Genomic DNA, 19704 nt, shown 5'->3' with positions numbered 1-19704 from the left:
TACAGAACTAGATAGCTTTACGTTTAGAATATGACGCATGAGCTCAAAAATCCTGGTTGTTGATGATGATCCGGCCATCGCCGAAATGCTCACGATGGTGATGGAGCGCGAGGGCTTCGACACAGTAGTAGTCGACGATGGCCTCGAAGCTGTCAAGGCAGCAGAGCGGGAGAATCCAGATTTGATTCTGCTGGATCTCATGTTGCCGGGCATGGGTGGTGTCGATGTCTGTCGCACTGTGCGAGAGACATCGGCGGTGCCGATCATCATGTTGACTGCGAAGACCGACACGGTCGATGTGGTCCTCGGCCTGGAATCCGGTGCGGATGACTATGTCACGAAGCCCTTTAAGCCGAAGGAGCTCGTGGCGCGTGTGCGCGCTCGGCTGCGTCGTCAAGAGGACAGCCCGAGTGAGACCCTCGAGGTCGGCGACCTGACTATCGACGTGCCCGGTCACGCCGTGTTCCGCGATGGCAAGGAGATTTCTCTGACCCCGTTGGAGTTTGACCTATTGCACACTCTTGCTTCCCGTCCGAAGCAGGTCTTTTCCCGTGATGAGTTGTTGGAAAAGGTCTGGGGATATCAGCACACCTCGGATACCCGACTCGTCAACGTTCACGTTCAGCGTCTGCGCTCGAAGATTGAATTGGATCCGGAAAACCCCCAGATTGTGCTGACCGTCCGCGGTGTCGGGTACAAGACGGGTGACTAATCAAGGTCAGTCAGCTTTAGTGGGAGCCGATTCTTGCGTCGATTAATAACGAAGCTTCGAGACTTCACCAACAGGGGAGTGACCTGGGCGGTTACGCTCTGGCGCACGTCTATCCAAGCGCGCATTCTGACCTCTGTGGTGGTACTGAGCGCGATGGTGATTGCGGTACTCGGTTTCGCGCTGGCGACTATTGTTACCCAGCGGCTTATCGACGCAAAGGTTACCGCTGCCGACGAGGAAATTGACCGTGCTCGCGCGGTGGTGGAGCAGGCGATTGAGAACTCTTCGTCCAACGAGCTGCAAGCTCTTCTCAACGTGGGGCGCGATGCCCTTGTGAACCGTGCAGCCGGTTCCGGTGCTGCGCCACTGACAAGTTATGAACCGCTGCTCGTGGCGCCGGTGCCACGAGGCACGGTGTTGGCTTCATCGCCGATTAAGGCCGATGTTCCAGAACGATTGCATGAAGTAGTCCGACAAGGGCAAATTGCGTATCAGGTACGCCAAGTCACTGATAACCGCGGCGATACGTACTCGGCGTTAATTATCGGTAGCCCTACTTCTACCTCGGTTGATGGGCTCGAGCTCTATCTGGTCACCTCTATGGCTGCAGAGGAATCGACTATTAAGTTGGTTCGTGGTCTCCTCGCCGGTGCGACAGTAGTCATCATGGCGCTTCTCGGCGGTATTACTTGGTTCTTCTCCAATCAGGTGACGACACCAGTGCGTTCCGCCGCCCAGATTGCCCAGCGCTTTGCCGACGGCCACTTGCGCGAACGCATGGTCGTGCAGGGTGAAGATGACATGGCGCGACTGGCCATGAGCTTTAACAAGATGGCCGAATCGCTGTCGACGCAGATTAGACAGCTGGAGGAATACGGCAGTCTGCAGCGACAGTTCACCTCCGATGTCTCGCATGAGTTGAGGACGCCTCTGACCACGGTGCGTATGGCCGCCGACCTTATTGCTGACGGCGCTGAGGACCTCGATCCGGCGACTCGCCGCGCAGCTGAGCTGATGAATGAGGAGCTTGAGCGTTTTGAGATGCTTCTCAATGACCTGCTTGAGATCTCACGCCACGATGCCGGCGTTGCTGATCTGTCCGCAGAAAAGGTCGATGTCCGTCGCTGCGTGGATGCTGCCTATCAGCAGGTAACGGTCGTGGCTAAGGAGACCGGTACACCCATCCGCTTCCACCTGCCCGATGAACCGGTAATGGCAACAGTCGACTCGCGTCGTATCGAGCGCGTGCTACGCAACCTTATGGCCAACGCTGTTGACCACAGTGAGGGCAATCCGGTGGATGTCACAGTGCGGGCGAGCAATTCCGCGGTCTCGTTTACGGTCGTTGACCACGGTGTGGGGCTAAAGCCGGAACAGCAAGAGCTGGTGTTTAACCGGTTCTGGCGCGCTGACCCCTCGCGTGTCCGACGCACCGGCGGGACCGGACTTGGCTTGGCGATCGCGCGTGAGGACGCACAATTGCATGGTGGGGAACTGGAGGCATTTGGCGTGCCGACGGTCGGTAGCTGTTTCCGCCTGACTGTGCCACTGGAGCCTGATGCGAGCTTCGGTGAGCATCCGCTCGGCCTGGAAGTTCCGCCGCTGCCCGATCAGATTCCGCATCAGCAGGAAATTGGTGCACGGGAGTTGGAATCGGATTCGATTGCACCGCAAGTCAAGAGCCAGGATCAGGGTAAGGGGCAGCCGACTAGCGATAGCGAATCCCGACAGGCACGAGAGGAGGATATTTAAATGACGGCGCAGCAACAGTCAAAGGCTCGTCGCGTCCTGCGTAAGACAGTGGCGCTTAGCTCAGTGATCATTTTGGGCACGGCCGCAGGATGTACCACCATTCCGAGAAACACCAGCCCCCAGGTGCTGCGTCCGTTTGAGCCGCCCCAAGTTCGTATTGAAGTTCCTCAGCCACGACCGAATGTCAATGCAGACATTGTCCTGCGCGACTTTTTCGCCGCGGCCGCGCATCCGGTTGATGATTTTCAAGCTATGCGTGCCTTCATGACCCCGGAACTTGCGGCCAGTTGGAAACCGCAGGATAGTGCCCGCATTCTCGACGGTGTCAACCTCATCGCCCAGAGGGATGAAGGAGGATCGCGACAGTCCTTCGTTGCCCGAGGTCGCAGCGTTGGTCAATTCGGTACTGATGGTGCGTATGAGCCCCAGTCCGGTGACTATGAGGAAACCGTGGAGATGAAGCTTGGTTCGGATGGGCAGTGGCGCATTTCCTCGCTGCCCGACGGTGTTGTCATGGAGCGTCAGGCATTCCTGGAAAACAATGTGCCTCGCAATATCTATTTCCTCGATCCGGCGGGTAATCATTTGGTCACAGATCGTCGTTGGCTCTATCGTGGCGTCACCGATGGCGCGACCAATCTGTTGACGAAGCTGAAGAACGGCCCATCAGCACCACTGCGGCCGGGCGTCACCACCGTGCTCAAGCCCAATGCCTCAATTGCGGTGGAAGCAGGACCTGTGTCCAACGCGGACGGTCGCAGGGTCGAAATCACCGGATTGGGTGATGTTTCCGAGGAACTGCGTGTCATGCTCGCGGCGCAGATTATCTGGACTCTCGACTCGGCAGATTTCCGTGGTCCGTGGATCCTCATGGCCGACGGCGAACCACTAGTTGCCAGCCACGACGAGCCGTGGACGAAGGACACCGACACAATCCAGCTCTACGACCCGAATCATCTACCGGCTGATAACGCACCGTTACGGACGGTCGACCGCAGCGGTATCTACGAGATCGCTGACGGCCACGCCACACCTGTGGGACGCGGCTGGACCGCCAGCGGCAGCACCGCGGTGTTCTCCGCGGCAGTGGGCACCAACCCCAATGGCAGCGAGCTCATTGCCGCCGTGTTCCGCTCGGCCGTGGATGGTCGTGCTGGGTCGTATGACCTCGGGGAGTCCACATTGATGCTCGGCGGAATACAAGATCAGCCGGTTCCTGTGCTGACTGGCGAGAGTCTCACCCGTCCGACATGGTCTCCAGACGCCGAGGCGGTCTGGACAGTGAAGGACGGTACAACCGTCGTACGCCTGGTTCGGCAGTCGACGTCATCTCGGATTCAGCAGGAGGAGGTTGATACCTCTGAGCTCAATCACCTTCTTGACGGCGGCGCAGGCACGGGGCGCCCGAGCGCCGGTATTTCTGAATTCCGCGTCGATTCTTCAGGCACGCAGGTAGCGATGATTATCGCTGGTGAAGTCTATATCGCCACCATCGAAAGGCATGACGATAAACCGTGGAAGTTGACGCACCCGCGTGCTCTGCCGCTCCCTGAAAACGTTTCCCCGGTGTCGCTGACGTGGTCGCCGAATCAAACGGTCACGGTGGGCGGTTACAGCGGGGACACCCCGATGTGGAGCGCCTTCCCGGACGGTGCGACCAGCTCTGTTCTGCCGAAGCTCAACCTGACACCGCCAATTCCTGTGGTTACCGCGACCTCGTCGAAGCGTTACGCATTAGATGCCACCGGTGTTATGGAGCTGATCTCCAGCGAGGGGCAGCAGCAGTTCTGGCGCCAGGTTCCGGGTGCGCGTGGTCGAATGGCTCCGGTGTCTGTGGAATAAGCGCAAATCGGGGAGGGGATTAATGGCGCAGGGGAGGTCATCGCAGGAATTTCTGCGCGTGCTTTACGACGTTACCCGCGATGCAATCGGCCTCGTGATACCGGAAACCTGTCCGGTGTGCGGCTGCTCCGGGACGCTGTGTCGCGATTGCAAGGACGATCTTCAGCAACCTCCAGTGCGGTTTTCACCGCGGGCTGCGTTACGCGCAGCAGCGTGGACCTGCGGTCCGTACTCGGGTGCGAGGAGACATCTCATTTTGTCGGCCAAAGAACGGGGCAGTGGTGAAGCCAGACGAATCATGGGGGCCGTGTTCGCCGCTGCGGTACGAAGGCTAGCCTCTGATGGCCATATAATGCCCCCGGAAATTACCCCCGTCATTTTGATTCCCGCGCCGACAAGATCGTCATCCCGTCGACAACGGGGTGGGGACCCGGTAACAATTGCCTGCGACTTTGCTTGCAGTCAGCTCCCCTCCAGTTCGGTATTGCCCCTGGTGCGCATTGGCGGGCGCACGCGGGATTCCGCGGAGCTGGGGGCTTCTCAACGCAGACGAAATCTTTCTGGCCACATTGTGCCGCTGACGCAATTCAAGCGCGGAATTAGCGACAAGCTGCGACAACGCTGTGCGCAGGCGACAGTAATTCTGGTTGATGATGTGGCCACTACTGGTGCCACTGCAGCGGAAACCGAGTTGGTGGCAGCGTCATTGGGGATTCGCATCGACATGGTGTTGGTGCTCGCCCGGGCGTAGACGCAGGGGTGTCGTCGGCAAGCGAAAAATAAACGAGGGGAACGTGGCATTGGTTACCCCCGGAACTGTATCCTGGGGGTGCAGAAAGACTCGTCACCGTAGACGCCGTGAGTAATCCCGCTCACGGAAGGGCGGTGGCCATACCGGGAGGTAGGTAGCAAGTGTCCACACCTGCTGACAACAACGAGGTACTCAGCCCGAACGCTCAGGTGACCATCACCGGGCGCAATGTTGAGGTTCCAGAGCACTTCGCAGATCGTGTTAAGGCGAAGCTGGCGAAGATTGAGCGCCTCGACCCGACTTTGACCTTCTTCCACGTGGAGCTCCAGCACGAGCCGAATCCGCGCCGTGCAGACCGCTCTGACCGTATTCAGATCACCGCTACTGGCAAGGGTCACCTGGCTCGTGCGGAAGCCAAGGAAGATAGCTTCTACGCTGCACTGGAGTCTGCTCTGGGCAAGATGGAGCGCTCCCTGCGTAAGGTGAAGGCTCGCCGCAAGATTAGCCGTTCTGGCCACCGTGCACCGATGTCCGTCGGCGAGGCAACTGCTTCGCTGGTTGCAGAGGCTGAGGCAGCGGCTCCGGAAAAGGCTGATCCGTACGAGGATCTGGTCGAGGACGTGACCCCGGGTCAGGTTGTGCGTACCAAGCAGCACTCCGCAACTCCGATGACGGTGGAAGATGCTTTGTCTGAGATGGAGCTCGTCGGTCACGACTTCTACCTCTTCGTTAACGAGGCAACCTCTCGTCCGTCCGTGGTCTACCGTCGTCACGCATACGACTACGGTCTGATTGAGCTGGCAGACGAAGACGAGAAGTAAGTCTTCACCAAAAAGAGCACGCAATACCGCGCAGAGCTGTGTATTGGTAAGTAATTGCTCACATGAGCCCGTCTTCTCTTAGAAGGGAAGGCGGGTTCGTCGTATAATCAACCGTTGCACATTAAAGTTCGACGTGAATCGGCCGGAAAGGTCCCAATTTAGTGTTTTCGCTCAGCAAGTTGCTCCGCATTGGTGAAGGCCGCGCTGTCAAGAGGCTTGGCAATATTGCAGATCAGGTCATCGCCAAGGAAGACGAGTACGCAGCTCTTTCAGACGATGAACTCCGTGCCAAGACCGAGGAGTTTAAGAAGCAGCTGGCTGACGGTGCCGATGTAGACGATTTGCTTCTGGATGCTTTCGCCACGGCGCGCGAGGCATCCTGGCGCGTGCTGGGGCAGAAGCACTACCGCGTCCAGGTTATGGGCGGTGCGGCACTGCACTTCGGCAACGTTGCCGAGATGGGTACTGGTGAAGGTAAGACCCTGACCTGTGTGCTGCCCGCATACCTCAATGCGTTGGCAGGCAAGGGTGTTCATGTCGTTACGGTTAATGACTACCTGGCTAAGCGTGACGCGGAGTGGATGGGTCGAGTCCACCGCTTCCTGGGGCTTGAGACTTCCGTGATTCTCTCTGAGCTCAGTCCGGACCAGCGCCGCAAGGCCTATGCTGCCGACATCACCTACGGCACGAACAACGAGTTCGGCTTTGACTACCTGCGCGATAACATGGCGCATTCGCTCGACGATTTGGTGCAGCGTGGGCACCACTTCGCCATCGTCGATGAGGTTGACTCGATTCTGATTGACGAGGCCCGTACCCCGTTAATCATTTCCGGTCCGGCAGATGGCGATCCGCACTGGTACCTGGCGTTCTCCAAGATTGTGCCGCGTATGAAGCGCGACATTCACTACGAAGTCGATGAGCGTAAGCGCACCATCGGTATTCGTGAAGAGGGCGTTGAATTCGTTGAGGATCAGCTGGGTATTGCCAACCTGTATGCTCCGGAAAACTCCTCGCTGGTCAGCTACCTGAACAATGCCCTGAAGGCCAAGGAGCTGTTCACCCGCGACAAGGATTACATTATCCGCAATGGTGAGATCCTCATTGTCGATGAGTTCACCGGTCGCGTGCTGGCAGGCCGTCGCTATAACGAGGGCATGCACCAGGCAATTGAGGCCAAGGAAGGGGTGGAGATTAAAAACGAGAACCAGACGCTGGCAACCGTTACGCTCCAGAACTACTTCCGCCTCTACGACAAGCTGTCCGGTATGACCGGTACGGCTGAGACCGAAGCGGCTGAGCTGCACCAGATTTACAAGCTGAATGTCATGTCGATTCCGCCGAATCGCCCGAAGCAGCGTGAGGATCTGCCCGACCTGATTTACAAAACGCAGGAGGCAAAGTTTGCCGCTGTTGTCGAGGACATCCGCGAATGCCATGAAAAGGGCCAGCCAGTTCTCGTTGGTACGACGTCAGTTGAGAAATCCGAGTACCTTTCCAAGCTCCTGCAGCGCGAAGGTATTCCTCACTCTGTGCTGAACGCTAAGCACCACGAGAAGGAAGCTGAGATTGTCGCAGTGGCGGGTCGTCTCGGAGGCGTTACCGTGGCAACTAACATGGCCGGTCGTGGTACTGACATTGTGCTGGGCGGTAACCCGGACATCATCGCTGACCTGAATCTGCGCTCTCGTGGTCTGGACCCGGTGGAAACTCCGGAAGAGTACGAAGAGGCGTGGGACGCTGAGATTGAGCGTGTTCGTCAGCAGTCGAAGGAAGAAGCTGACAAGGTACGTGAGGCCGGTGGCCTCTACGTCCTGGGTACTGAGCGTCATGAGTCACGCCGCATTGACAACCAGTTGCGTGGTCGTACCGGTCGTCAGGGTGACCCGGGCGTTACCCGCTTCTACCTGTCCATGCGCGATGATCTCATGGTTCGCTTCAACGGTCAGCGCATGGAAGCGCTGATGAACACTCTGAATGTTCCGGATGACGTTCCTATCGACTCCAAGGTTGTCTCCAACTCCATTAAGAGCGTCCAGGCTCAGGTGGAAAGCCAGAACTTCGAAATCCGTAAGAATGTTCTGAAGTATGACGAGGTTATGAACCAGCAGCGTAAGGTCATCTACGCTGAGCGCCGTCGCATCCTCGAAGGTGAGGATTTGAAGACTCAGGTCCGTGACATGCAGGACGACGTAGTCGATGCGTATGTCAACGGTGCCACCGCTGACGGTTACGTGGAGGATTGGGACCTCGACGAGCTGTGGAATGCCCTTGAGCAGCTCTATAGCCCGACGTTTACGGCGCAAGAGCTTATTGATGGCTCTGACTTCGGTACCCCGGGTGACCTCTCGGCCGATGAGCTGTCCAAGGCTCTGCACACGGACATCTCGGCCAGCTACGACCAGCTTGAGGATGCGGTCTCCGCAATTGGCGGCGACGACCAGATGCGCAACATCGAGCGCTTCACCATCCTGAACGTCATGGACCAGAAGTGGCGCGAGCACCTCTACGAGATGGACTACCTCAAGGAGGGCATTGGCTTGCGCGCCATGGCCCAGGCTGACCCGCTGGTGGAGTACCAGCGTGAGGGCTACGACATGTTCACCGCGATGATGGACGGCATCAAGGAAGAATCGGTTCGTCAGCTGTTCCTAATCCGTAAGCAGGTTATGCCCGCAGTGGAAAACACTGAGGGACAGGAAAACCAGGCTCCAGCTCTGCCGACGGAAGCTGCTGAGCAAAATCAGCAGATGACCTACTCCGGTCCCAGCGAGGACGGCAGTGCAGAGCAACAGCGCGTGGATCAAGAGTCTGAGGGCAACCGAGCACAGCGTCGGAAGGCGGCTCGCAAGCGCCGTCGCTAAGCACTAAAGCACACGAAACGCGGTCATGGTCCATGGCCGCGTTTTTGCTGTTCCGCGGCGGAACGTGCCAGTGAACGCGCGAACCTTCGGACCGACACGGCAACTACCCAGGAACTCGACCTTTTTGCCGTCCGCGGAAGCGCTGGCGTGGAAGGATTGCAACGCGACACCCTTGAGGCTGGTGTTCTTCGACAGCGTGAGTATCGCAGCGTGAATAATCGGGTCGATATTGATGCGACGTAGATCGTTGACTCGCCTGCGACCCGCGATGATGTCGAAGACGCGGCGAGTAATCGTGCCAAGCTCCTGTCTCAGATTCTGTTCACAGTGCTGGACGACGTGCGGTGTTTGCGGCGTCTTTTTTGCAGCAGGAGCGGCCGCGACGGGCGGTAATGCCGTTATGACAGCGGCTCCGGTGGCAGCCGAGCATCCGCTGTAGGTCGGTGCCACTTTTGCGGTTTGAGAGGCGGCGGCATTAGCTGACTGGCCGAGTTGAATTGTGTGGAGAAGCGAAAAGCCCGTTGCCGGTTCAATGGATTCCCTGCCACTGGAGCGGTGCTCAGCGGCGTGCGACAGCGCGTAAGGCATCGGTGTCTGAGATTTTGGTACGTGAGACGTTGGTGCCATGGATTAATCCCCCTAAAACGCTCCATTGGCAAGTTCCCCCTTGCTGAAGACCATTGTCCTACAAGTGCTTTAAGTGTGCAGCTTGTGAAGGGGAATTCACGGCCGGCGTGGGGGGGGATTGGGGAGAAGGCGCAGTCGCGAAATGGGCTGAGTGTTTCGCTGTTAATGGTCCTATCGGTTTCCGTCAAGGCCGTTCTGGTCGCCTACAATTGGGCGTAACGAACAGCCAATTAACACGCTGAACTGGAAAAAAGGCAAACGTGCAGGTCATGCGATAAACTACAGGCCATGCGCGGAATGATTATCGATTACTGTGGTGTCCTTGACGGCACGGATGAAGACCAGGCACGTTGGCGTAATTTGCTGGTAGAGGCGCGTGCAAATGGTGTTGGCCTGGCAGTCCTGTCGAATGACCCAGGTGGCCCATCGGCGGATCCGATTCGCAAGCTCGAAGATGAGGGCCTGGTAGACGCAGTTGTGCTCTCTGGTGAAATTGGCCATGAGAAGCCTTCGGCAGAGGCTTTTAATGCAGCCGCTGCGGCTATTGAACTGCCGGCACGGGACTGCGTGCTGGTAGATGATTCGATTGAGAACATCCATGCGGCCGTCTCTAACGGCATGGTGGGAGTCTTCTATCAGCAGTTCGACCGCGCAGTGGTCGAGATTGCCGGTCTACTGGGTCTCGAGGGCGAGTTCTAATGCGCGTCTATATCCCAGCGACTTTCTCCATGCTTGAGGCGCTGAAGGAGGATGAGCTCTTCCACGCCCGCGGTGGTTGGGGCTTTGCTGTCACTGAATCGCTGCGCGATTTCTTTACTGAGGGCGATGATGAGGAACTGGCAGACGTAGCCTTTGATGAGGCTGCGCGTGCGTCGCTCCGTCTGCTCGATGCCGCAGAAGAGAAGTTCCCGCACCGTCGAGTGGTCATTTCCGTTGATGTGGAGGCGGAGCCGCAGTCGGATATGGGAGATGCCGTGGTTAAGGTCGGCGGCCCAATTTCGCTTGCCGACGTTGCAGCGCTCCACATTGATGTGAAAGAGGCGGAAAACAAGGTTGAGGCTGCGATTGATGCCGTCGATAAGGCGGATCTCGGTGACGAGGATGCGGAGCTCACTGTCGGCGATGCGCTGGAGATCCCGCTGGCGTGGTACGACGTAGCTGAGCTCGGCATGGTGGTCGACTTCCTGTAGTAGCGCGTGCTTGGCGTTGATGAAGGGGACTGGGTTTAGGAACCCAGCCCCTTTTTTGTATGGCACAAGTGTTTTCGGCGGGGGTATAAAAGGCGGGATTGTTTTGTGTAGATAAGCTCCATGTCAAAGGGGGTGTTTCGCACGAGGGGGGGGGTAATGACAATTTCGCTATTTGTGTCAAAATCATTTGTTTCTCTTGACCAATAACTTACCGCTCCGTAGTCTACGTCTAAGTAACCTACGGACACGTAATAATGAATCGGGTGGGGCATGCCTACTGATGAACAGCGTTATTACTTGTTCGCCCGTGACAGTCAGGAGGGCCAAAAATGGGGCTTAAGACCAAAGTTTCCCGGGTATTCAAGCATTTATCCACGCCACTTTTGCCCGATGATTACACGCATTTGCTAAATCCGCTGTGGTCAAGTCGCGAGCTGCGCGGTCAGATTGAGGCCATTAATCCCACATCTCCTACTTCAGCAGAGTTGATAATCCGTCCGGGTTGGGGGATGCCAACAGACTTCAAGCCAGGCCAGTTCATCGGACTTGGCGTAGAGGTCAAGGGGAAATACCTGTGGCGTTCCTACTCGCTGACAAATGCGCCGCGGCCTCATGACGGGCTGCTGACTATCAACATCCGTGCGCTCAACGACGGCTACGTGTCCCAACACCTCGTCGCCAATGTCAAGCCGGGTACTGTCGTCCGCCTGGCTGCCCCGGCTGGGGATTTCCATCTTCCGGAGCCGCTCCCAGCCCGCATTGCGTTTGTTACCGCAGGCTCCGGCGTCACTCCGGTGATTTCGATGCTGCGTGATCTTTCAGCTCGCAATGCCTCGGTGGAAGTCGAGCACATTCACTCCTACCGCGGCGAGGCAGAAGCTGTGTTTGTCAACGAACTTCGCGAGCTGGAACAGCGCAGCGCTACTAGCGCGTTGAAGTATCACCTGCATGCCCGGAATACCGAGACGCAGCCGCGGATTGACGCTGCGGCGGTTACCGACATCATTGCTGACTTTGGAGCGCTGGCATCGTCGGCAAGCGCCTATTCCTGTGGTCCGGTTGAACTGTTGAAGAACCTTGAGTCGGAGTTTCCCGGGCTGCGGACGGAACGTTTCACCGTTGACCGCTCGGCGGCGGGGGAGGTCGGCGGCACGGTGAGTTTCGGCAGCCGAGGCGATATCGACGTAGACGGTGCAACGACCATCCTGGAGGCGGCCGAGAGCGTCGGGGTTGACCTGCCGTACGGCTGTCGGATGGGAATTTGTGCGACGTGCGTGCAGCAACTCTCCGACGGCGCAGCGCGGGACATCCGCACCGGGGCGACGTTTGTGGCGGGCGAGCGGGTCCGAACGTGCGTCTGTGCGCCGGCGGGGCACGCGCGTATCGAACTGTAAGTTCGCCCCACATCTATCTCAACCTGCATTAACCAGGAGAAACTACCTAAAGGAGTTGGGACCCTTCCCATGGCAATTTCCGATATCGCATCGTATGCGCACTTGAGCGAAGAAGACGTCGCAGAGATTGGGCGTCGGTTTGCGGAAATCGAAAAGCAACACCGCGATTCGCTGGGACAGAAGGATGCTCGCTACATCCGCACGCTCATCCGCATTCAGCGCACCCTTGAGGTGACTGGTCGAGGCCTGCTGATGGTGCCGACCGCCGGCATGGCCCTGAACAAATTGGGGATGCTGCCGAAGTCGTGGAAGAACACCGCGCACTGGGGTTTCAAATGGGCGGGCGTCTCAGCGCTGGGGTTGGCAAAGATTTTGGAAAACCTCGAAATCGGACACAACACCATGCACGGTCAGTGGGACTGGATGAATGACCCCGAGATTCACTCGGCCACCTGGGAGTGGGACAATTCCTGCCCATCCAGCGGGTGGAAGCACTCCCACAACTTTGTCCACCACAAGTACACCAACGTGCTCGGTATGGACAACGATGTGGGATATGGCATTCTCCGGGTGACTCGTGACCGCCGTTGGAAGCCATCGACGCTGCTGCAGCCGGTGACAAACGTGGTGTTGGCCAGCCTTTTCCAATGGGCAGTGGCCTTCTATGACGTCGAGCTCGGGCGCGTGTTCGCCGGCAAGAAATCCTGGGATGAGGCCCGACCGCAGCTCATGGAGGTGCTCAACAAGTCGGGGCGCCAGGTGCTCAAGGACTACGTTCTCTTCCCGGCGATGGCGGGTCCGCGTTACCGTGAGGTGGCCTTTGCGAACATGATGGCCAACCTCGCCCGTAATCTTTGGGCCTACGCGGTCATCTTCTGCGGACACTTTCCGGATGATGCCGAGACTTTCACCAAGGAGCAGTACAACACCGAGGACAAGAGTGAGTGGTATTTGCGCCAAATGCTGGGCTCGGCGAACTTCCACGGTGGGCTGGCGCTGTCGGTGCTCTCAGGAAATCTGAATTACCAGATTGAGCACCACCTGTTCCCGGACATGCCGTCCAACAGGCTCGCGCAGATTTCGAAGCAGGTTCAGCAGATCTGCCGGGAATACGACCTGCCATACAACACGGGGTCGTTCCCGAAGCAGTTCTTCCAGGTCCAGCGCACGCTGCTGAAGTTGTCGCTGCCGGATCGTTTCTTAGTCGCTGACCCGGACAACGCCCCAGAGGTACGTTCGGAGGCGGCGTTCAAGAAGTATCCGCAGGTTGAAGCGGAGCTCCAGTCCAGTTCCCCGCAACGCAAGGGCTTAGCGACGGGCCTGCGAATGCTCCGCCGTCTTCGCCCAGGTGTCCGGGAAATTGTCCGGGCCTACACCGGTCGCTCGACGCACACTGCTGCGCGCGGTTAGCCCTCGGCCCGCTTGCGAACCGCAGCCGCGACTGCTGGTTCGCGGTTCCATGGCATTGATTGCTTGTGGGGGAGCCGTAGCCAGGCGCGAATCATGGTCACGGTCAGCGTCGCAGTTGCACCAGCGAGGAAGAGTGCTAAGTAAGCCGAGGAATTCTGGCCGGTGAACTCCACGGTCACGATCAGTGCGAAAAGTGGTGCTGCCATGGACGCCGACAGGAAGGCCGCCGCGCCGAGAATCGCAAAGTCGCTCAGCGGAACTGAGGGCATCAATGGCTGTACGAAGCAGCCGACGATGAAACCGCTGAGCGCGCCAAGGGCAAAGCCGGGAGTCAAGAGACCACCGACGGCACCAGAACGGAAAGTAACGAGAACCGCGACAGCTTTCGCAATCAGCAGGATGACTGCAAAACCCAGCAGCGGGCGGTCCATGAGAACTGTGGTCGCAGCGATACGGCCATTGCCCAACACTTCTGGAACCCACAGTGAAATCACACCAACCAGCGTAAATGCGAGGGGGATGGCCCAGGCAGAGTGCCAGCCAGTCGGTGCTGTGTCCGACATTCGAGAGCTGAGAATGCGAAATGCGTAGCCAATGGCACCGCAGATAACACCGATGAGCAGTGCTGCCCCGAGGTTGCCCCAGCCGTCTGAGAGATTAATTGGGCTGTAGAGCGGGCTACTGCCGACCACGATGCCCGACGTCACCGTGGCGATGGCTGAACACGCCAGCACCACCATCACCGCGGTAATGCTCAGTGAGCCCAGCAGAATCTCCAACGAGAAAACCGCTCCAGCCAACGGGATGTGATAAATCGCCCCCAGGCCGGCACCGGCTGCTGCTGCGACCAGAATACGGCGGTGTAGCGGATCGATGCGCAGTCGATGCGACATCTGTGAAGCCACCATCGCACCGAGCTCACGCGGGGCATTCTCGCGTCCCATGGATGCACCTGCAGCGACGGTCGCCATCTGCAAAAACACATTGACAAGAGTTGACCACACCGGCATGAGTCGACCGTTCATGCCTGCCTCAACGCTCTCAATGGGCGTGGCCTTTGTGCGCAGCGCTGCCCACACCGGTCCTGCAATCAGTCCCGCCAACACAATTCCGACAAAGCGCTGGAGGCCAGTGGTGCCATCGGTCACGACGGCTACGTCGCCCTCATGTTGTCCGTAAACTGCGTACTCGATGCCGTGCATTATTAGTGTGAGGCCGGCTGCGCCGAGTCCTGTCGCAAGACCCACGATAAGCGTGTAGATACACAGCCGAATCCAACTGCCGGGAGCAGGGTAGAGTCCGGAGCCCGCTTTGTCCGACTCAGCACCAGCCGAAGCTTCAGTGGGCGTCTCCACAGAATCGGTGTGGCTAGTCTCTTTCAATGTCCAGCTCCCAATCCTCGTTGTCGCTGATTGCACTCAACAGGCGACGCACAGCCATCGCTCGGCGGTGCTGAACTCCCTCCAGCTTGTCGAGGGCACACTCTGGATCCGCGGGCGGTCCCAAATGGGTGCAACCACGTGGGCATTCATCTGTCGCTGCCTGGATATCTGGAAACGCCGCCAGCAGCGTCTCCGGTGTCACATGGGCTAGACCAAAGGAACGAATGCCCGGGGTGTCAATGATCCACGACGTCGCGCTGTCTTCGCTTTCCGACGGCAGCATCAGCGCCACCGACTGTGTGGAGGTATGGCGGCCCTTACCCACACCGCTGACTTCGCCGGTCTCACGGTTGGCTTCAGGAACAATCCGGTTGACAAGGGTTGATTTCCCCACACCGGAATGCCCAACCAAAGCTGTCACTCGTCCGGGGACATCGATGAGCTCTGACAAGGGAGCCAAGTCATCATTAATACCGCAGACAACGACATCCACTCCGAGTGCCGAGAACTCCCCGGCAAATTCCTTTGGGTCGGCCAGATCGGATTTAGTCAGACAGAGCACGGGGCGGACACCGCCGGCGTAGGCCGCGACCAGCGCGCGTTCGACAAAACCGGTGCGAGGTTCAGGATCGGCGACTGCGCACACAATGAGCAGCAGGCTGGCATTGGCCACGACGATGCGCTCATACGGGTCATTGTCATCGGCGGTGCGACGCAAAACCGTGCTGCGTTCTGCCAGCTTGACGATGCGGGCCAGTGTGCCCTCACGGCCGCTGACATCGCCTACGACACCGACACGGTCACCGACAACGATATTGGTGCGGCCGAGCTCGCGGGCACGCATGCATGTCACTGCAACATCAGGGTTGTTATCGAGGACTACACCCCAACGACCACGATCCTTGGTCACCACCATGCCCCAGTGGGCATCGGCGTGGCGGGGGCGATCCTTCGTCCGTGGCCGCGACCCTTTACCGGGGCGGATGCGTACATCGGACTCGTCCCATTGCCGTCCACGCCTGCGTGCCGCCACTGTTATTTCCCTGCCTCGGTTCCGTTGTCCACACCATCAAGTCGAGCTTCGACTGACTTTTCCAACGAACTAGGGCTGGGGGAGGCCAGTCCGAGCATCTCCAGCCAGCGCAGATCGAATCCAGGCATGGTCTTAGCAGTGGTACCGATATTTTCGACTTCCACGCCCTCCGTGCGCAGGCCAACAATGGCACCAGCGGTGGCCATTCGATGGTCGGCGTAGCTGTGCCAGAGACCACCGTGGAGCGGAACGGGGTCGATCGCAATGCCGTCGTCAAGCTCGGTCGCGCGACCGCCGAGACGGTTGATTTCCGTGGTGAGCGCGGCAAGACGGTTGGTCTCGTGACCGCGCAGGTGTGCGATACCCGTCAGCTCGGTGCGGGTAGTGGCCAAGGCGGCGATGGCCGCGACGGTGGGGGTCAGCTCGCCAATCTCGGACATGTCCAGCGTGATTCCGCGCAGCTCGGACGGCTTTGGGCCCACGACGGTGAGGCTGGTGCGGCCACCTTCGTGACGGTTGAACGTCACGGTAGCGCCCATAGCGGTGAGGATCTCGCGGATGCGGTCGCCCGGCTGCGTGGTGTGCTCTGGCCAGTCGGGCACGGTGACGCTGCCACCAGTGACAGCCGCAGCGGCCAGGAAAGCGGCGGCGTTAGACAGGTCGGGTTCGACCTGCCAAGTACGACCCATCATTTCGGTCGGGTGAATGGTGAACGTTGTGCGTGGTCCCTCAGGTGTGTCGGCCGTGGTCTCCTCGACCTGCACACCGGCCTCGCGAAGCATGTCCAGGGTCATGTCAATGTGCGGGCGGGAAGGAATCTCACCGGTCGGGCGAAGTACCAGGCCACGGCCGTAGCGCGGTGCTGACAGCAACAGACCAGAGACGAACTGGCTCGAAGCCGAAGCGTCAATTTCCACTTCGCCGCCGATGTCCGGCAGATCCTGCTCCTGGACCGAGTCACCGAGGCGGTTGCCCTGATTCGGACCCTGCGGATTGACCGTGAAGGGAAGCCCATTGCCCGCGATGTTCACACCGAGGCTGCGCAGGGCATCCAGCACGGCCGACATCGGGCGAGCCTTGGCTTCTACGTCGCCTTCGAAGAACACCGACCCCTGCGCAAGAGCTGCGATAGGTGGCACGAAGCGCATAACCGTACCTGCGAGACCACATTCCACGACACCACCGCGAAGCATGCGTGGAGTGACGCGGAGCGTGTGGTTCGGGGCACCCGAATATGTCGAGTCGGCACTGATGTCAGTTCCCAGGGCCTGCAGTGCGCGAATCATAAGATCGGTATCGCGAGAGCGCAGAGCACCATGGATAACCGATGGTGTCGAAGATATCGCCGCGATGACAAGGGCACGGTTCGTAATCGACTTCGAGCCGGCAATCTGCACCGTGGCGCTAAAAGGCTGTCGACCGGCCTCGGCACCGTCGACACTTACAGTAGGGGCGGACCAATTCTGATTTTGGGAACACACACAACCAATTATGGAACACTTTCACTCCATACCTCGACTAGAGGGGGAGTCAACGGCACAATCAGTTGGTATGTGTGGTCGTTTCGTCAATTTCACAGTCGCCGAAGAACTGCTCAGCACCACGGCTGAGATTCCCGGTTTGGCGCCCGTGCGTGCCGACGGCCCGTTGCCCACCTCGCGCTACAACATCGGCCCGACCATGCCAATAGTTGCGCTTGCCCGCGAGCACCCCGGCCGCACAGGAACCATTGCCGCCACCGTGCGCTGGGGTTTAATTCCGCAGTGGGCCCGCGAAGTGCCAACGACACCTTTCTTCAATGCCCGCGCGGAAACCTGGCAGTCCAAACCGACTTTCCGCGACGGTTTGCCCTGCACAATCCCGATGAATGGTTGGTATGAGTGGAAGGGTTGCCAGCCCTACTTCGTCAGCTTCGGCGATGAGGCACCGCTTTTCACCGTCGCGGGGCTGTGGGCGCGCTGGGGCGATATCGTTTCCGCCACAATTCTCACCACCGACGCCGTGGGGAAGCTCACGAATCTGCATCATCGTATGCCGCGCGTGCTTGCCGACGACGAAGTCAGTGATTGGTTGGATTTTTCGGCCTGGGCAGCAGACGGAGATGTCGGTATGACCAGCGCAAAGGTGGTGGACAAGCTGACCATCCGACCGGTCAACCGTGCCGTCGGCAATGTTGCGAATGAAGGGCCGCACCTGCTGAATGGGCCCGATGGAGCAGCACCCGGCCACAACGAGGAGCTGTTTTAAGGCCGTATCAGCGGGGACGTTGCAGGAGTAGCCGCAGGGTTAGCGGGCGATGTCGGCGACCGTGGCGTCGCAAAGCGAAACCAGATCAGCGGGTGACAGTTCGATGTCCCACCCGCGGCGACCACCGGAGACAAACACAGTGTCGGCGAGAGTGGCTGTCTCATCAATGACGGTGGGGAGCTTGCGGCGACCGCCAAGCGGGGAGATGCCGCCGGGAACGTAGCCGGTGGCAAGTGACGCGTCATGGGGGTCGGCCATCGTGGCCTTGGAAGCCCCGACAGCCGCGGCAGCGGCCTTGAGGTTGAGCATTCCGGTGGCGGGGACGACGGCGATGGCCAGCCCAGTGCGTTTGCCGGATAGCTCGATAATGAGAGTTTTGAAGATGCGTTCGGGCTCGACTCCGAGATGCTCTAGTAGCCAAGAGGCGGCCTCTTCGCCGAAGTTGTCGCTGCCGTGGGGGAATTGGTGAACGTGGAAGTCGATTCCGGCGTTCTGACAGACGGCGATTGCCGGGGTGGCGGCAGCGGATTTCTTGGCGGACTTCTTCGACATAATTTCCCATCGTTGCACACCAGTGCCGCCACGCTACGAAATGCCTGGTGACGGGGGTCTGGCCGACTCGTGGGTGCGGATGTTTTAGGATAGGTAGCATGTCAGGTGATCAGACAGGAACATCGGCCATCCGGACTGATGAGTCGGATGAGGAGCTTGCGCAGCGCTTTGAGCGTGATGCCATGCCGCTTTTGGATCAGCTCTATGGAGCGGCGCTGCGGATGACACGCAACCCCGCCGATGCCGAAGACCTGGTGCAGGAGACCTACATCAAGGCTTTTCAGGGCTTCCGCTCCTACAAGCCGGGCACGAACCTGAAAGCGTGGCTCTACCGCATTCTGACGAATGCGTACATCAACAACTACCGCAAGGCGCAGCGACGTCCTGCCGAGTACGCCACCGATGACATCACGGATTCACAGATCGCGGAAACCGCGTCGCACACTTCGATAGGGCTGCGCTCTGCTGAGGTTGAAGCGCTGGAAAAGCTTCCTGACGAGGAAATTCGTGACGCTTTGATGAGCCTCAAAGAGGACTACCGGATGGTGGTCTACTACGCCGATGTCGAGGGATTGCCCTACAAGGAAATCGCCGAAATCATGGGCACGCCCATCGGAACTGTGATGAGTCGGCTCCACCGTGGAAGAAAACAGCTCCGAGACGCGTTGCACAACGTAGCCGTGGAACGTGGATTCTTGAAAGAAGAGAAGGGAGATTCTCCGCGATGAGCCGAGAGTCGAGCCAAGATATGGAGCAGACGCCAGAGCGCGGGCACGCCTGTGAAGATGCTTTCTGTCAGGATGTCCACTCGCGCCTACACGCATTTTTGGATGGAGAGTGTGATTCGGAGGAACGCCGCTTTCTCGAGGAACACATTCACAAATGCCCTCAGTGCTTGGAAGAGTTCGGTTCCGAGCAAGCTATACGACGGCTGCTACGCCGGTGCTGCCAGCAACCTGCCCCTGAGGACCTCCGTCAGCGCATTACCACTCGGATTCGCGTGTCCTATACGCGGGTGGAGTACCGCAGGTAGCTGCTGGCGGCTAGGTTTTGGTGCGTCATCTTTTGGCGCGTATTCCTTTGATGCTTAATGCGATGTTGCGTAATACGGTAATGCGGTAATGCGT

18 protein-coding genes are annotated in these 19704 nt (G+C 58.9%); 13 read left to right on the top strand and 5 right to left on the bottom strand.

What is annotated here, in order from left to right; all coding sequences use genetic code 11:
- Window positions 1-37 precede the first annotated feature (37 nt).
- From mtrA to secA, 6 genes are all read left to right on the top strand, one after another.
- Window positions 38-712, top strand: coding sequence for an MtrAB system response regulator MtrA (gene mtrA / locus HMPREF3130_RS09005; RefSeq protein WP_048731669.1), 675 nt, complete (start codon window positions 38-40; stop codon window positions 710-712).
- A 78-nt stretch (window positions 713-790) separates the two neighbouring features.
- On the top strand, window positions 791-2464 hold the full coding sequence (gene mtrB / locus HMPREF3130_RS09000; protein WP_070429795.1) for an MtrAB system histidine kinase MtrB: 1674 nt from the start codon (window positions 791-793) through the stop codon (window positions 2462-2464).
- A complete protein-coding gene (locus tag HMPREF3130_RS08995; protein ID WP_049193303.1) occupies window positions 2465-4306 on the top strand; it encodes an LpqB family beta-propeller domain-containing protein in 1842 nt (613 codons plus the stop codon).
- Between the two features lie 493 nt (window positions 4307-4799).
- Complete coding sequence (locus HMPREF3130_RS11175) at window positions 4800-5057, top strand: hypothetical protein (protein ID WP_141737802.1); 258 nt, start codon at window positions 4800-4802, stop codon at window positions 5055-5057.
- Window positions 5058-5218: 161 nt separating this feature from the next.
- Complete coding sequence (raiA, locus tag HMPREF3130_RS08985; protein ID WP_016422210.1) at window positions 5219-5878, top strand: ribosome hibernation-promoting factor, HPF/YfiA family; 660 nt, start codon at window positions 5219-5221, stop codon at window positions 5876-5878.
- Between the two features lie 161 nt (window positions 5879-6039).
- Window positions 6040-8742, top strand: a complete 2703-nt coding sequence (gene secA / locus HMPREF3130_RS08980) for a preprotein translocase subunit SecA (protein WP_070429794.1) — start codon at window positions 6040-6042, stop codon at window positions 8740-8742.
- A 3-nt stretch (window positions 8743-8745) separates the two neighbouring features.
- On the opposite strand, the gene HMPREF3130_RS08975 is transcribed toward secA, so the two are convergent.
- Window positions 8746-9369: a hypothetical protein gene (locus HMPREF3130_RS08975; RefSeq protein ID WP_070429793.1), complete on the bottom strand. Its 624-nt coding sequence runs from the start codon at window positions 9367-9369 to the stop codon at window positions 8746-8748.
- 288 nt (window positions 9370-9657) lie between these two features.
- Here HMPREF3130_RS08975 and HMPREF3130_RS08970 point away from each other — a divergent pair, with 288 nt between their 5' ends.
- From HMPREF3130_RS08970 to HMPREF3130_RS08955, 4 genes are all read left to right on the top strand, one after another.
- Window positions 9658-10068, top strand: coding sequence for an HAD-IA family hydrolase (locus HMPREF3130_RS08970; RefSeq protein ID WP_038627918.1), 411 nt, complete (start codon window positions 9658-9660; stop codon window positions 10066-10068).
- Complete coding sequence (locus tag HMPREF3130_RS08965) at window positions 10068-10559, top strand: DUF6912 family protein (RefSeq protein WP_070429792.1); 492 nt, start codon at window positions 10068-10070, stop codon at window positions 10557-10559. Before HMPREF3130_RS08970 ends, HMPREF3130_RS08965 begins: the two co-directional genes overlap by 1 nt.
- A 329-nt stretch (window positions 10560-10888) precedes the next feature.
- On the top strand, window positions 10889-11953 hold the full coding sequence (locus HMPREF3130_RS08960) for a flavin reductase family protein (protein ID WP_049191133.1): 1065 nt from the start codon (window positions 10889-10891) through the stop codon (window positions 11951-11953).
- Between the two features lie 69 nt (window positions 11954-12022).
- Window positions 12023-13363: a fatty acid desaturase family protein gene (locus HMPREF3130_RS08955; RefSeq protein ID WP_070429791.1), complete on the top strand. Its 1341-nt coding sequence runs from the start codon at window positions 12023-12025 to the stop codon at window positions 13361-13363.
- Here the strand turns inward: HMPREF3130_RS08955 and HMPREF3130_RS08950 are convergent.
- Genes HMPREF3130_RS08950 through aroA form a run of 3 tightly spaced genes read right to left on the bottom strand, consistent with a single transcriptional unit; the run spans window position 13360 to window position 17259 of the window.
- On the bottom strand, window positions 13360-14745 hold the full coding sequence (locus HMPREF3130_RS08950; protein ID WP_070429790.1) for a chloride channel protein: 1386 nt from the start codon (window positions 14743-14745) through the stop codon (window positions 13360-13362). The two genes, HMPREF3130_RS08955 and HMPREF3130_RS08950, sit on opposite strands and share 4 nt — an antisense overlap.
- Window positions 14732-15778, bottom strand: a complete 1047-nt coding sequence (rsgA, locus tag HMPREF3130_RS08945; RefSeq protein WP_070429789.1) for a ribosome small subunit-dependent GTPase A — start codon at window positions 15776-15778, stop codon at window positions 14732-14734. The genes HMPREF3130_RS08950 and rsgA overlap by 14 nt, the downstream gene beginning before the upstream one ends.
- Before the next feature lie 2 nt (window positions 15779-15780).
- Window positions 15781-17259 carry a 3-phosphoshikimate 1-carboxyvinyltransferase gene (gene aroA / locus HMPREF3130_RS08940; protein WP_070429788.1) on the bottom strand — a complete coding sequence of 493 codons (1479 nt, stop codon included), beginning with the start codon at window positions 17257-17259 and terminating at the stop codon, window positions 15781-15783.
- 70 nt (window positions 17260-17329) lie between these two features.
- Between aroA and HMPREF3130_RS08935 the strand changes: the two genes are divergently transcribed.
- Complete coding sequence (locus tag HMPREF3130_RS08935) at window positions 17330-18025, top strand: SOS response-associated peptidase (RefSeq protein ID WP_070429787.1); 696 nt, start codon at window positions 17330-17332, stop codon at window positions 18023-18025.
- A 39-nt stretch (window positions 18026-18064) separates the two neighbouring features.
- Here HMPREF3130_RS08935 and ybaK read toward each other — a convergent pair whose 3' ends face one another.
- Window positions 18065-18577, bottom strand: a complete 513-nt coding sequence (ybaK, locus tag HMPREF3130_RS08930) for a Cys-tRNA(Pro) deacylase (RefSeq protein ID WP_049193314.1) — start codon at window positions 18575-18577, stop codon at window positions 18065-18067.
- 98 nt (window positions 18578-18675) lie between these two features.
- On the opposite strand from ybaK, the gene HMPREF3130_RS08925 reads away from it, so the two are divergent.
- Both HMPREF3130_RS08925 and rsrA read left to right on the top strand, forming a co-directional pair.
- Window positions 18676-19305 (top strand): sigma-70 family RNA polymerase sigma factor, encoded by a 630-nt coding sequence (locus HMPREF3130_RS08925; RefSeq protein ID WP_016422221.1) that lies wholly within the window; start codon window positions 18676-18678, stop codon window positions 19303-19305.
- Window positions 19302-19610 carry a mycothiol system anti-sigma-R factor gene (gene rsrA, locus HMPREF3130_RS11615; RefSeq protein WP_016422222.1) on the top strand — a complete coding sequence of 103 codons (309 nt, stop codon included), beginning with the start codon at window positions 19302-19304 and terminating at the stop codon, window positions 19608-19610. Before HMPREF3130_RS08925 ends, rsrA begins: the two co-directional genes overlap by 4 nt.
- Window positions 19611-19704 lie beyond the last annotated feature (94 nt).

This window comes from Corynebacterium sp. HMSC14B06 (assembly GCF_001807075.1).
Classification (GTDB): Bacteria; Actinomycetota; Actinomycetes; order Mycobacteriales; family Mycobacteriaceae; genus Corynebacterium; species Corynebacterium jeikeium_D.
This window is presented reverse-complemented; position numbering and strand designations above follow the sequence as displayed.